Here is a 14204-nt window from a genome sequence, read left to right on the forward strand (position 1 = left end):
TACTCGTCATACTTCAAGCTGCAGCATTGTTGACTGCACCTCGAATTATTTAGAGTAAACTATCTTGTTGGGATGTATGTAAGGCCGCCTCTATGAGTTGGCCTTTTAGCGTTATGACATACTCATAGACTGTTTTTCTTCGAGTAGTTTTTCGACAACACCTGGATCGGCCAGAGTGGAGGTATCTCCAAAGTTACTGGTGTCTCCTGATGCAATTTTACGTAGGATACGACGCATGATTTTACCGGAACGGGTTTTTGGTAAAGAGTCCGTCCAGTGAAGAACATCTGGTGTGGCAATTGGGCCAATTTCTTTACGCACCCAGTTGCGAACTTCAGTATATAGCTCAGGTGAAGGCTCAACCCCTGATATTAGCGTGACATAGGCGTAAATAGCTTGCCCTTTAATATTGTGAGGTATACCGACCACGGCAGCTTCAGCCACTTTCGGATGTGCAACGAGCGCTGATTCTATTTCTGCGGTACCTAAACGGTGGCCCGAAATATTCAGTACATCGTCAACACGGCCAGTGATCCAGTAATAACCATCCTCATCACGACGAGCACCATCACCGCTAAAGTACATGCCTTTAAAGGTTGAGAAATAGGTTTGCTCGAAGCGTTCGTGATCGCCAAATAAGGTTCGGGCTTGGCCCGGCCATGAATCGACAATAACTAAATTGCCTTCTGTGGCGCCTTCGATAGGTTCACCAAGGTTATCAACTAACGCAGGGCGAACGCCGAAGAATGGTAATGTTGCAGACCCCGGTTTTAACATGGTTGCCCCCGGAAGTGGTGTGATCATGAAACCACCTGTTTCGGTTTGCCACCATGTATCAACCACTGGGCAGCGGCTATTACCAATTTTTTTGTAGAACCATTCCCAAGCTTCAGGGTTAATGGGTTCCCCCACGGAGCCGAGAATTCGTAATGAGCTGCGGTCAGTACCTTCAATAGCTTTATCGCCTTCAGCCATTAATGCGCGGATGGCGGTTGGTGCAGTATAAAGGATATTGACTTGGTGTTTATCAACCACCTGGCTCATTCGGTTAACTGATGGGTAATTAGGTACCCCTTCGAACATCAATGTTTTAGCGCCATTGGATAATGGCCCATATAGCAAATAGCTATGACCTGTTACCCAGCCGACATCAGCAGTACACCAATAGACTTCACCTGGATGGTAGTCGAAGGTGTACTTGAATGTCAGTGTGGCATAAACCAAATAACCACCAGTGGTATGCAAAACACCTTTAGGTTTGCCTGTAGAACCCGAGGTGTACAGGATAAAGAGCGGGTCTTCTGCGTTGATTTCTTCTGGAGGGCAGTCTGCACTGACCCCTTTGATGACGTCGTGCCACCAGAGGTCACGGCCTTCGACCCAGCTCGGTGCGTTGCCTGTGCGTTGGTAAACAATGACATGAGAAACCGTAGTAACTTGCGGACTAGCGAGTGCGTCATCCACATTTTTCTTTAATGGAATTGCACGGCCAGCTCGTAAGCCTTCATCTGCGGTGATGATGAGCTTCGCTTTACAGTCAATAACGCGACCAGAGACGGCTTCAGGGGAGAAACCAGCAAAAATGACCGTATGTATCGCGCCAATACGGGCACAGGCTAGCATCGCGACTGCAGCTTCAACAACCATAGGCATGTAAATGGCGACAACATCGCCTTTACGAATACCTTGTTGTTTCAGGACATTAGCAAACTGACAAACATCATGGTGCAGTTCGCGGTAAGTGACATTTTTTGACGATAAAGGGTCATCGCCTTCCCAAATAATCGCTGTTTGGTCACCTTTTTCAGCCAGATGGCGATCTAAACAGTTAGCACTTAAATTTAATGTACCGTCTTCGAACCAGCGGATATCAATATGTCCGGGGTCAAAAGAGGTGTTTTTGACACGAGTGTAAGGTTTAATCCAATCAACGATTTTTCCTTTTTCGCCCCAAAATCCTTCAGGGTCTTGAATCGAGCGTTGGTACTCATCGTTATACTGTTGTTCGTTTATCAGGGCATTTTTTGCAATTTCAGCAGGAACGGGATGTTTAGTTATTTGAGTCATATTATTATCTCCTTGCAGATGTTAATACTATGTCAAAAAATGGTTAACTAAAGCACGAATTTTAAATTTGTTTTTCTTTTGCGCGGAAGATCACGTATTAATTGTAATGAGATTTGCAGGATTATCATTTGATGCTAAATGTCAAATTAAAATATAAGACTAAAAATATAATAAAAGATAGATTTAAAGAAAAATAAATGGCGGGGTTGTTGGTATTAGTTACTGAATAAACAAGTTCTCATAGCGAATATAAATATCCATACATTCCTCATGGGTTTGATAATGATTTTCATTAACAGTAAAATAACTATAATAGATCGTTATTCACAAGGTGCGAAGTTACGCAAGTGTTTACCCTATGAGCCTTGTGGTAAAAATGAGAAACATAGCGGTATTTACGTCACTGGAGACAATAATATGAGTTATACATTACCTGCTTTACCTTATGCTTATGATGCATTGGAACCACATTTTGACAAGCAAACCATGGAAATCCACCATACCAAGCATCATCAAACCTATGTGACTAACACCAATACAGCGTTAGAAAAACTGCCTGAATTAGCGGGTTTAGATATCGATGTTCTGATCCAAAAATTAGACCAAATCCCGGCTGATCAACGCACGTTTGTCCGTAATAACGCAGGTGGACATTCAAATCACAGCATGTTCTGGAAAGGTTTGAAATTAAATACTGAATTAAAAGGCGAACTGAAAGCTGCGATTGAACGTGATTTCGGTAGCGTTGATGCATTTAAAGAACTGTTTGAAAAAGCCGCTGCAACCCGTTTCGGTTCTGGCTGGGCGTGGCTGGTTCTGAAAGATGACGGTAAATTAGCTGTCGTTTCAACAGCGAACCAAGACAACCCATTAATGGGTGAGGCTATTTCAGGCACATCTGGTTACCCAATCATCGGTTTAGACGTATGGGAACACGCTTATTATCTGAAATTCCAAAACCGTCGCCCTGATTATATTAAAGCATTCTGGTCAGTTGTGAACTGGGATGAAGCAGCGGCACGTTTTGCAGCAAAAGCTAAATAATTTTATAAGATAATTTATTCGTAAAGCGCAGCAGTGTTAATGCTGCGCTTTTTTATTTATACCTCACCGGATTGTTATCTCTGTTGGCATTCTTTATGATGAAGTCTCTGTTACTTTGCTAAGTGGAGAGCACTGTTCATGTCATATATTCCCCAAGTCTTTATCGGTAAAATCCAAGCAACCCAGTCTTGTGGGCACAGTGCTATTCATAAGCAGGCGGCCGATGGGCTATTGATGTTAGGGCAATTGGGGCTTGAGGGGGATGAACAAGCTGAAAAACGCTTTCATGGCGGTCCTGATAGAGCTCTTTGCCATTATCCACGTGACCATTATGATTTTTGGATTAATGCGTATCCGGGTTTAGCGGATCTATTTGTTGCCTCCGCATTTGGAGAAAATATATCAACGCTGGGTATGACAGAAGAAAACGTATTTATTGGGGATATTTTTGCTTGGGGTGATGCGCGCATTCAGGTCACGCAACCTCGTTCCCCTTGTTATAAGCTCAATGGTTTAACAGGAATTGAAAATTTTGCACAAATGATGCAAGACAATGGGCGATGTGGTTGGCTGTATCGTGTGATAAAAGCCGGTAATGTTAGTCAAAATGCGCCATTAACGTTATTGAGCCGCAATAGTGATATCTCCGTACAAGAAGCCATTATGATTGCATTTCACGCCCCTTATGATGAAGAGTTATATCAGCGCCTTTTAAGTTCAGCAGGGTTATCTGCAAGTTGGAGCTTAACCATGCAAAACCGTTTAGATAACCACCGCATTGAAGAATTTAAGCACCGGTTGTTTGGTAAGCGTTAATATAAAGCGATGTGCTTCTGGCAAAGAGAGTATTTGGCCATAAGCACTTGCTAGCAATATGACGCCTAAGTCTTAGGTATTTGTTGTACAAACTGTTGGTACCACGGGATATTCGCCATTAATTCGGGGTGTGTCCCCTGAGCGATCACGTTCCCGTTCTCCATATACACAATAGAGTCTGCTTGGCGTGCAAGATTGGGCTGGTGGGTGACGATGACCCGTGTTTGCTGTTTGGCTTGAGTTATAAGGTCTATCACTGAAGCGGTATTGACGTTATCAAGGCTTGCCGTTGGTTCATCCATTAAAATGATGTCAGGATGCTGTAACATTAGCCTCGCAATACACAGTCGTTGCCTTTGACCGCCAGAAAGTTGCATACCACCGGCACCGACCTCTTTTTCCAAGAACTCATGATTGGCGGTGAAATTAAGTTGTGTTAGTAACGTGCTGATTGCCTTGTCATCAATATTATTATCATCAAGTATCAAATTTTGGCGTATGCTACCGTAAAATAAACGACTGTCTTGTAATAAGACTCCCCGGCTAGCGCACAACACTGCTTGTGATAGGGTTTTAATATTTTGATTACCATAATTCACACAGCCTTGTGTTGGGTCTTGTAAGCGAGCAAGTAAGCCTAATAATGTACTTTTCCCTGCGCCTGATGGGCCCACAATGACAGTAAGTGCATGTTTTTTAAAAGTCAGATTTATATTTTTTAAAATGCATTTTTTATTATCACTGTAAAATGATAGCTGTTCACAGCTAACGCTATCGATTTTGGGGGGGGATGTACGATAAGGAAACACCAGCACTGGAGTCTGTAAGGCTTTCTCAATTTGTTGAACTGCTTTTTTCATCTGCCTAATAGATTGGTCTAAATGAGAAAGCAACCATATAGGTTCAATTAAGCGAGCTAATAAAACTAACCCTGCTAGGCACAGGTTTAATGGCATTTCTGCATGTTCAACTAAATAAATACCGTACCCAAAGAGCGTAATAAATACGGTTTGCACCATCAATGAAAATAATAAGTGAAATGGCAAACTTCTTCGTTGTCGCTGTCTTTGAGTTTGATATTGGGACATTAAGGCAAGTTTAGGATGCAGCTGCTCATGGTGAGCACTTGAGCGACGAATTAATGGCTGGTGGAGGGCATATTGATTGAGCGCACTTACTGCTTGTTGTTCTGATTCATGAACGGCTTGCTCAAAAGAGGCCACTTTTGTGGCAGAAAAACGTAAGGATATTAATAATATACTAATTATAAATAGTAAAATGACTCCAAAAATACTTTGATAGATTAAAGCACCAATCACGATAGTGCAGGGTGTGACTAACCCACTGATAATTGGGTGTAATAAATGTGCGGGCACAGACATAACCTGTGAAACAGGCCCTGAAATTAGCTGATTACTGTTTGCTATAGGGTGTAATGAAAGCGGCAGATGGCGAATAAGTGCCGTAGCAAGATAACGCATCACCAACCCTCCAGCAAAATAGCCTTTCTGAGTGGCTATAAATGTGACGGTTAATGCAGTTAAACTCGAAAGAGCGAAAAACGTTAATGGCATTGTGGTATCAAGGTGCCAATCTAAAATTACAACAAATAAAAATAACCCGCTAACTCCCTCTAAAACAGCACTTAACGTCATCCAAAATATGGCACTACGTACGGTGTACAATAAGCTCCTAAGCACAATCATCCTCCAGGGCGCGTAAAAGTTGCTGATAGGGTTCTGACTGTATTGCAAGTTGTTGATGGGAGCCTTGTGCAATTAATTTCCCGTTGTCTAACAGCAGTACGCGGTCTGCTAGGCTTAAGCCGCTTAAGTCATGGGTAATTAACACACAGGTTCGCGGCTCGGAGTGCAATAAATTCAGCACCCGTTGTGCATTTTGTGGGTCAAGCGCGGATGTTGGCTCATCAAGCAGTAATAAAGGTGCTGGTGATAGTAGTGCGCGTGCAATGGCAAGGCGTTGAGCCTCCCCTCCGGACAGCTGCATATCTTGTCCTATTACGGCATCCAGTCCTTTAGGTTGTTGTTTTACAAGCGGTAATAAGTTGAGTGCATCAAGATAACGATACATTTCATCTTCAGTGGCATTTGGGGCAAACAACTGTAGATTTTCACGTACAGAACAAGGTAAGGGCGGGGTGTTTTGCATGACGATGGAAACTGTACGGTTCAAACTGGTAAATGATAGCTGTGGTAATGGAACCGAGTTAAAGAGCACATTTCCTGCTGTTGGGTCTAAAAAGCGTGCCATAAGCTGTAATAAAGTACTCTTCCCCGCACCTGATGCCCCGACAATAGCTATAAATTCGTTGGGAGCCACGGTGATATTAATATTCGATAGTATTGGGCTATGACCTATTTTCACATCAACTTGAACAAGTTTGAGCTCACCTAAAGATGGGCTGACATCTTTTTCTCCGTAATGCATATCCGGTTCAGCGAGAAGTTGGCGAATACGTTCTGATGCACTGACAGCAAGGTTTAAGGCGTCCGTGCCATGCCCCATTGCTGCAACAGGTGCAGCGATACTGCTAATTAATAAAATGAATAAAATCACTTGAGCAAGAGGTAAGGGCTCAGGGAGTAATGAAACCCCAACAATAACCCACAATGAAAGCAATGTGCTGCTGATACCGACTTGGGTCAATGAGCTCAAAGCACCTATTTTTCTTATCCATCGATGAAAGGCTATTTCAAATTGAGATAAAGCGTGTGATGTTTTTTTTTGAATTGATTGGTTGGGGTATTGCCTAGCTTGTAGTGGGTTATCTGCGAGTTCCGCGTATTGTTCATATAGAAAGCCCATTGCCTGGTTACGTGAGGTGTAGAGCGCCTGATAGCGTACAGAGCGCATTTGTCTAAATAAAAAAATAGAGGCAATTAATGGCATTAAGCAAAAAAGGGTGAGCAGTACATTTTGCCATAATAGAATGAGAGTTGCTGCTGTGGGGACGATAATCAGTTTTGTGATATCTGCGGGGGCATGAGCGGTTAATTGATGCAGCCCACGAACATCACGATCCACAATTTGCAAAAAACCGTCTCTACCGTGTTGGGCAAAGTGATTTAGTGGGAGTTTTTCTATTTTATCAAGAAGTTGTAGTCTAACGTGGTAGCAGAGATGGTTATCCGTTTGATGCGTTAAATACATAGCAAGAGTTTGGCAAATTAGCCAACTTATACCACCGATGGACGCAATAACGACCCATTCATAATATTGATGAACGGGAGTGGCAGCAACTTGGCTAATAGCTATCAATGGAATGAGTGAACAGAGGCCTGCTATAGCTTGTAAAATAAGTGCAAATAATAATGTGAAGCGATAGGGACAAAGTCGTTCCCAAAGTGCGCGGTACATGCGAGCCCTCCATTGTTAATTCGTCACTTTAATTTATTTCGCTTTGTTATCGTGAATTAGTTGTTTTGCTTGCCAGACTATTTGTTTTGTTTGCAGGCTTTAATTGGCCGTATTCATTTTTAAAGCGCTTTTTTGGGGTTTTTAGTAAGATGGTGATATTGCGATTGGGAATGTTAAGGGGCGTGAGATGCAATATGATTTAAACGATCTCTACTATTTTGTGAAAGTTGTCGAATATGGTGGTTTTTCACAAGCGGGTCTGGCGCTAGGGATCCCTAAGTCTAAATTAAGTCGTCGCATCGCAGAATTAGAACAAAAGTTAAATGTTTCATTGATTTATCGTTCTACTCGCCAGTTTCATGTCACAGAAGTAGGGCAAGTATTTTATCAGCAGTGTAAAAATGTGGTTGATGAAGCTGAAATTGCTCATGAATTGATATGTTCTGTTCAGTCTCACCCTAAAGGGATAATTAAATTATCGTGCCCCGTCGCGCTATTGCAAGTTTATCTCAATGAATTACTTGTTGATTTTATGGTGCAATATCCTGATATCGACATTCAAATTTTAGCAGTTAACCGACCTGTTGATGTGATCAGTGAAGGGCTGGATTTAGCTATTCGCGTGCGCTCATTGCCATTGGATGATTCAGGCTTAATGATGAAAGTACTTGGGTATTCACGACGTATATTAGTGGCTAGCCCACAATTATTCACAGAACAGGGTGAGCTTACTGAACCTGAGAAGCTGGTGGATTACCCAATGTTAGCGAATACGGAGCACTCACAAAATTACACGTTAACCCTTAAAAATAGTGATGATCTTAGTTTTACGCAGCATTTTACCCCCAAGTTAGCGACAACCGATATCTTAACGTTATACCATGCGGCACTGAAAGGGGTCGGGATCGCAAGGCTGCCTTATGGTGTGGTAGAAAAAGACATTGAATCAGGGAAATTGGTGGAGGTATTACCGAAATGGCAGTTTCCTGAAGATATCATTCATGCTGTATATCCATCACGCAAAGGGTTGTTGCCATCAATTCAATTACTGTTAAATTATTTGGCGGATAATATTTCACCGTCAGTGAAATAAATTTCCCCGATAGCACATTAGGCTATCAGGGAAATATTCGTCATTTATTGTGTTTCAGGAATACGGCCAAACTTTCCATTATTGAAATCATGAACAGCTTGGTTAATTTCTTCCATGCTGTTCATAACAAAAGGGCCGTAGCCAACAACGGGCTCGTCAATGGGATCACCACTGAGCAGCAGCACTAAAGCATCTTCTGTGGCTTCCAACAGAATATTGCTGTCTGTATCGTCGAGGATCATCAACTCGCCTTCGTTTAAAGCGGAACGACCATCAACAAACATTGAGCCGCGTAACATGACTAAACCAACATGGCGCCCCGCTTTGGTTGGGATACCCACAGTTTTACCTTTGTTCAGTTGTAAATCCCATACATCCAATGGGCTAAAGGTTTTTGCTGCACCGTTATTGCCCAAATAGTCACCCGCGATCACTCGCAATGTACCTGCATCATTGGGTAATGCAACTTTTGGTATGCTTTGGCTTTCTAACAACTGGTAGCCGGGAGCCGCTGATTTGTCTTTTGCTGGCAAATTGACCCACAGTTGCACCATATCAAGGGTACCACCATTTTTCATGAAGGCGTCAGATTGATATTCTTGATGCAAAATACCGGATGCCGCAGTCATCCACTGAACATCGCCTGGGCCTATCACACCGCCTTCACCCGTAGAGTCATGGTGAGCCACTTCGCCATCATACACAATCGTGACTGTTTCAAACCCACGGTGTGGGTGCTCACCAACGCCTCTGTTTGCTGAATTTGAGCTTGGGAAATCAAAAGGCCCCGCTCTGTCGAGTAAAAGAAACGGATTAAGGTATTTCCCATGATCGTTATAGCTAAACATTGAACGGACAGGAAAGCCGTCTCCTACCCAATGGCTGCGAGGAGATTGATAGATACCAATAATTTTTTTCATGGTTTTGCTCCTAAAATTGTTTTGATGACTGAATAATAAAGGAGCAAATCATTTGGCAGTAGTAGCAAAAATAGGTTTCATTGTTGCAGTGATAGAACAATAGAATAAAGTCTAATTATTCTATTTATAGAACAGTGTTTATCAAAAACTGGACTACTCAGCCTTAAATCGATGAATTAATCTAAATAACACGAAAACGGAGCGGCTATCGTTCTATTTTTAAATCAAAAACAGATTTCATATTTTATCGATTGAGAGGTTTCATCATGAGTAGCCCAGCTAATTTTAATGGTCAACGTCCTGCTATTAACCCAGAAGATGCGGTGATGTTATTAATCGATCACCAAAGTGGTTTATTTCAAACCGTAGGTGATATGCCAATGACGGAACTGCGTGCTCGCGCCGCTGTTCTGGCTAAAATGGCATCTCTTGCAAAAATCCCCGTAATAACAACGGCTTCTGTACCTCAAGGCCCAAATGGTCCGTTGATCCCAGAAATTCATCAAAATGCACCACATGCACAATATATTGCACGACGTGGTGAAATTAACGCGTGGGATAACCCAGAGTTTGTGGCTGCCGTGAAAGCAACAGGTAAAAAGCAATTAATTATCGCTGGAACCATTACCAGTGTTTGTATGGCTTTCCCTGCGATTAGTGCCGTAATGGATGGTTATCAAGTATTTGTGGTGATTGATGCATCAGGGACTTACAGCAAAATGGCGCAAGAAATTACCTTGGCTCGAGTTGTTCAAGCGGGTGTAGTACCAATGGATACTGCTGCGGTTGCTTCAGAATTACAAGGGACTTGGAACCGCGAAGATGCCGCTGAGTGGGCAATGGCTTACACGCAAATTTTCCCTGCTTATCAATTATTAATTGAAAGCTACAGCAAAGCACAAGAAGTTCTGAAAAATAATGAACAATTAGATTCAGAGCGCTAATTAAAGAAATACTCACGATATTTAACTCACGAAATGAAATAAGGCTGCCTTTATCACGAATAAGGGCAGTTTATTTGTACTTAAAGTTTAAGGAACGTATATGAAAAAGTTAGCTTTACCTTTATTGGCCTCTTTATTTGTTTTTGGAACCGCTCAGGCGGCTGACTATAAATTAGACCCAACGCATACGAAAGCGGTGTTTTATATTGACCACTTTAATACTTCAACCAATAGCGGTGGATTTCATAATATTACTGGCGATATGACGTATTCTGCGGAAAAACAAGCGGGTAGCGTGAACGTTATCATCCCTGCGGAGACATTAAATACCGGTTTACCTGCATTCGACAACCATATCAAAAGTGCAGATATGTTAGATGTTGCCAAGTACCCAACGATTGAATTTAAGTCGTCTAAATGGAATTTTGTTAATAACAAGCCGGTTTCTATTGACGGCGTACTGACAATGAAAGGCGAATCACACCCTATTCAATTAAAAACAACGAAGTTCGGTTGTTACTTTAGCCCAATTTTTAAAGCGGATGTTTGTGGTGGTGATTTTGAAGCAACGATTGACCGTACACAGTGGGGGGTCGATTTCTTAGTGAAAGAGGGTATGACTCAAAATGTCACTATCAAGATCCAAGCAGAAGCCATTAAACAGTAATTTATGGTAATAAGTACAAGTAAGAAAGGATTAATCATGTTGAATTTCAAAAAAAATACCGTTGTGACATCAACACTACTAGCTGTTGCTTTAACATTAGGGTCGGCTCAAGCTGCGGAATATAAAGCGAGCGATAAAGAAGGCCCGATTAAAATCGTCAACTTGGATGAGCTAGAAAGCCAAGTGGCGAAAAATATGGAAAAAGGCGCTTTTGGCTACATCCGTGGTGGTGCGGAAGATGAGCTGAATTTAAATAAAAATACGCAGCATTTTGATAAAAAATACATTATGCCACGTGTGATGCAAGGTATTGAAATTTCAGACATTGATTTATCAACTGATTTTTTAGGTATTAAACTTAAAACACCGATTATTCAGGCACCGATGGCGGCTCAAGGTCTCGCCCATAAAGAGGGGGAAATAGCGACTGCAAAAGGTATGGCCAAAGCAGGTTCTATTTTTTCGCTCAGTACTTATGGCAATAAAACCATTGAAGAAGTTGCGGAAGTTTCGGGAAATAACCCATTCTTTTTTCAACTGTACATGAGTAAAAACGAGGCTTTCAATGAATTTACGTTGAAACGAGCTAAAGAAAGTGGTGCTAAAGCGATTATTTTGACGGTGGACTCACCTGTTGGTGGATATCGTGAAGATGACATTCGTAATAACTTTCAGTTTCCGTTAGGTTTTGCCAATTTAGAACTATTTGCTCAGCAAAATAGTGATGGTTCGAAAACAGGTAAAGGTGCTGGGATCAGTGAAATTTATGCGCAAGCGAAGCAAGCATTTACACCAGCAGATATTCAATATGTGAAAAAATTGTCAGGCTTACCGGTTATCGTCAAAGGTATTCAATCACCTGAAGATGCGGATGTTGTGATAAAAGCTGGTGCGGATGCTATTTGGGTGTCTAACCATGGTGGTCGCCAGTTAGACAGTGGTCCTGCATCTTTTGATGTGTTGCCATCAATTGCAAAAGTGGTGAATAAACGTGTGCCTATTGTCTTTGACAGTGGTGTACGTCGTGGTTCACATGTATTTAAAGCTTTAGCAAGTGGTGCTGATGTTGTGGCTGTAGGGCGTCCTATTCTTTATGGATTAAATTTTGGTGGTGCAGAAGGGGTTAATTCTGTCATCCAGCAATTAAATAAAGAGCTATCTATCAATATGATGTTAGGTGGCGCGAAAAATATTGAAAGTGTAAAAGCAACTCAGTTATATACCGACAAAGATTTTCAATAATGAAAGTTATACTCATTGGTTAATGAAAAACGGGAAAAATTTCCCGTTTTTTTTGTTATAAGTCAAAACCAAGATTAAGCGGTGAATCCACCATCAATATTTAAACTTGCTCCCGTGATATAAGCAGCAGCAGGGCTAGCTAAGTACAAGACAAAATCAGCAATTTCATCAGCACTAGCATAGCGTTTTAAGGCCATTATTTGTTTCAGACTCTCTGCAAACTCGCCTTGTTCTGGATTCATGTCTGTATTTACGGGGCCTGGCTGAACGTTATTGACCGTTATCCCTCTTGAAGCGACATCTCTAGCCATGCCTTTTGTTAAGCCAATGATGGCTGATTTACTCATCGCATAGGCGGCTCCGCCTTCAAATGGCACTCGCTCTGAGTTGACACTGCCAATGTGAATTATTCGCCCATTATCATTCATAACTGCTAATGCGGATTGGCTGGCAATAAATAAGCTGCGTACATTTAGGGAATAGGAACGATCAAATGACTCTAGAGAGAGGGTTTCTACTGAACCAAATTCAAGAATACCAATACTGTTAATTAAAATATCAATAGAGCCAAACTTATCAAATGATTGTTTGATTGCCGCTGTAATTTCATGTTCATTAGCACTGTTGGCTTTGATAGCCATGACTTTCCCGGAAAATTGGGCGGTTTCAGTGATCAATGATTTTGCATTTTCATCTGATGAGGCATAGGTGAAAGTAATATTCGCACCGTCTTTGGCGAGTTTTTTTACAATAGCCGCACCAATACCACGTGAGCCACCTTGAACAATAGCATGTTTTTTTTTGAATAACATGGAATGACCTTATTGTTAATTAAATAATTTAAAATCAACGGATAAGGTATTTAATAGATAAAGGTATCTGGACTCCAGATAGAAAACCAGAAGGAGTTTGTGAAAAAATTTGACTATGTATTAATGGAAGCGCTCACCCATTGATGAGTAAGCGCTTTTTATTTGGTTAGCGCTGAGGGCGCTTAACAAAACCAATAGCTTCGTAAACTTTATCTAGGGTTTCTTGCGCGCGAGCAGCTGCTTTTGTTGCGCCTTCATCCATAATTTGGTTGAGCAGCGCTTCATCATTACGGAATTCATGGTAGCGAGTTTGCAGTGTAGTTAACATGTCAGAAACGGCTTCAGCCACAGCACCTTTAAGATGACCGTACATTTGTCCTTCAAATTCAGCTTCAAGTTCTGCGATTTTCTTACCCGTCACGCCCGACATAATATCTAATAAATTAGAAACACCCGGCTTATTTTCTAAATCATAACGAATACGCGGTGGCTCTTCGGAGTCAGTCATTGCGCGTTTGATTTTTTTCACGACAGATTTCGGGTCTTCTAATAAGGCGATAACGTTGTTACGGTTATCATCGGACTTAGACATTTTCTTGGTCGGATCTTGTAATGCCATAACACGAGCACCACCACCAGTCGGAATGAATGGATCGGGGACAGTGAAAATATCACCGTAAATGGCATTGAAGCGTTGAGCAATATCACGGCTCAATTCAAGATGCTGTTTCTGGTCAATACCTACAGGCACTTGATTTGTTTGATAAATTAAAATATCCGCAGCCATTAATACTGGGTAATCAAAGAGTCCCGCATTAATATTTTCTGCATGGCGCGCTGATTTATCTTTAAATTGAGTCATACGGCTCAATTCACCGAAATAGGTGTAGCAGTTAAGCGCCCAGCTCAATTGGGCATGTTGTGGCACATGTGACTGTACAAAAATGGTACTTTTTTTCGGGTCAATGCCACAGGCTAAATAGAGCGCGAGTGTATCGAGGGTTCTTTTTCGCAGTTCAACAGGGTCTTGGCGAACGGTGATGGCGTGCTGGTCAACGATACAGTAAATGCAATCGTAGTCATCTTGCATTTGTACCCACTGACGTAATGCACCCATATAGTTACCGATGGTTAATTCACCGGAAGGCTGTGCGCCGCTGAATACGATTGGTTTTTGGGGTTGCTTTAAATTTTCAGTGGGAGTGCTCATTTAGTTATGTC

12 protein-coding genes are annotated in these 14204 nt (G+C 41.8%); 6 read left to right on the forward strand and 6 right to left on the reverse strand.

Translation table 11 applies throughout. From position 1 onward, the window contains the following. Window positions 1-111: 111 nt before the first annotated feature. Window positions 112-2067 carry an acetate--CoA ligase gene (acs, locus tag M1E86_RS00420; RefSeq protein WP_125894592.1) on the reverse strand — a complete coding sequence of 652 codons (1956 nt, stop codon included), beginning with the start codon at window positions 2065-2067 and terminating at the stop codon, window positions 112-114. Window positions 2068-2484: 417 nt separating this feature from the next. On the opposite strand from acs, the gene sodA reads away from it, so the two are divergent. Both sodA and yiiM read left to right on the forward strand, forming a co-directional pair. Then, window positions 2485-3111, forward strand: a complete 627-nt coding sequence (gene sodA, locus M1E86_RS00425) for a superoxide dismutase [Mn] (RefSeq protein ID WP_125894685.1) — start codon at window positions 2485-2487, stop codon at window positions 3109-3111. Window positions 3112-3249: 138 nt separating this feature from the next. Next, entirely contained in the window at window positions 3250-3927 is a 678-nt protein-coding gene (gene yiiM / locus M1E86_RS00430; RefSeq protein ID WP_125894594.1) for a 6-hydroxyaminopurine reductase, read from the forward strand. A 65-nt stretch (window positions 3928-3992) separates the two neighbouring features. On the opposite strand, the gene M1E86_RS00435 is transcribed toward yiiM, so the two are convergent. Beyond that, a complete protein-coding gene (locus M1E86_RS00435; protein ID WP_248467321.1) occupies window positions 3993-5612 on the reverse strand; it encodes an ATP-binding cassette domain-containing protein in 1620 nt (539 codons plus the stop codon). Window positions 5613-5619: 7 nt separating this feature from the next. Next, the gene (locus tag M1E86_RS00440) at window positions 5620-7305 is read right to left on the reverse strand and encodes an ABC transporter ATP-binding protein (protein WP_213914388.1); all 1686 of its coding nucleotides are present in this window, start codon (window positions 7303-7305) and stop codon (window positions 5620-5622) included. Between the two features lie 187 nt (window positions 7306-7492). Here M1E86_RS00440 and M1E86_RS00445 point away from each other — a divergent pair, with 187 nt between their 5' ends. After that, entirely contained in the window at window positions 7493-8398 is a 906-nt protein-coding gene (locus M1E86_RS00445; protein WP_213914387.1) for a LysR substrate-binding domain-containing protein, read from the forward strand. Window positions 8399-8442: 44 nt separating this feature from the next. Here the strand turns inward: M1E86_RS00445 and M1E86_RS00450 are convergent, their stop codons facing one another. Further along, window positions 8443-9318 (reverse strand): pirin family protein, encoded by an 876-nt coding sequence (locus tag M1E86_RS00450; protein WP_213914386.1) that lies wholly within the window; start codon window positions 9316-9318, stop codon window positions 8443-8445. A gap of 266 nt (window positions 9319-9584) precedes the next feature. Between M1E86_RS00450 and M1E86_RS00455 the strand changes: the two genes are divergently transcribed. From M1E86_RS00455 to M1E86_RS00465, 3 genes are all read left to right on the forward strand, one after another. Then, a complete protein-coding gene (locus M1E86_RS00455; RefSeq protein ID WP_102140131.1) occupies window positions 9585-10262 on the forward strand; it encodes a hydrolase in 678 nt (225 codons plus the stop codon). A gap of 100 nt (window positions 10263-10362) precedes the next feature. Beyond that, window positions 10363-10929 (forward strand): YceI family protein, encoded by a 567-nt coding sequence (locus tag M1E86_RS00460; protein WP_125894606.1) that lies wholly within the window; start codon window positions 10363-10365, stop codon window positions 10927-10929. A 36-nt stretch (window positions 10930-10965) separates the two neighbouring features. Beyond that, window positions 10966-12171: a lactate oxidase gene (locus M1E86_RS00465; RefSeq protein ID WP_213914385.1), complete on the forward strand. Its 1206-nt coding sequence runs from the start codon at window positions 10966-10968 to the stop codon at window positions 12169-12171. A 74-nt stretch (window positions 12172-12245) separates the two neighbouring features. On the opposite strand, the gene M1E86_RS00470 is transcribed toward M1E86_RS00465, so the two are convergent. Both M1E86_RS00470 and trpS read right to left on the reverse strand, forming a co-directional pair. Further along, complete coding sequence (locus tag M1E86_RS00470; protein WP_213914384.1) at window positions 12246-12983, reverse strand: 3-oxoacyl-ACP reductase family protein; 738 nt, start codon at window positions 12981-12983, stop codon at window positions 12246-12248. A gap of 166 nt (window positions 12984-13149) precedes the next feature. After that, entirely contained in the window at window positions 13150-14193 is a 1044-nt protein-coding gene (gene trpS / locus M1E86_RS00475) for a tryptophan--tRNA ligase (RefSeq protein ID WP_213914383.1), read from the reverse strand. Window positions 14194-14204: the final 11 nt, after the last annotated feature.

Source organism: Providencia sp. PROV200, from assembly GCF_049901995.1.
Classification (GTDB): domain Bacteria; phylum Pseudomonadota; class Gammaproteobacteria; order Enterobacterales; family Enterobacteriaceae; genus Providencia; species Providencia rettgeri_E.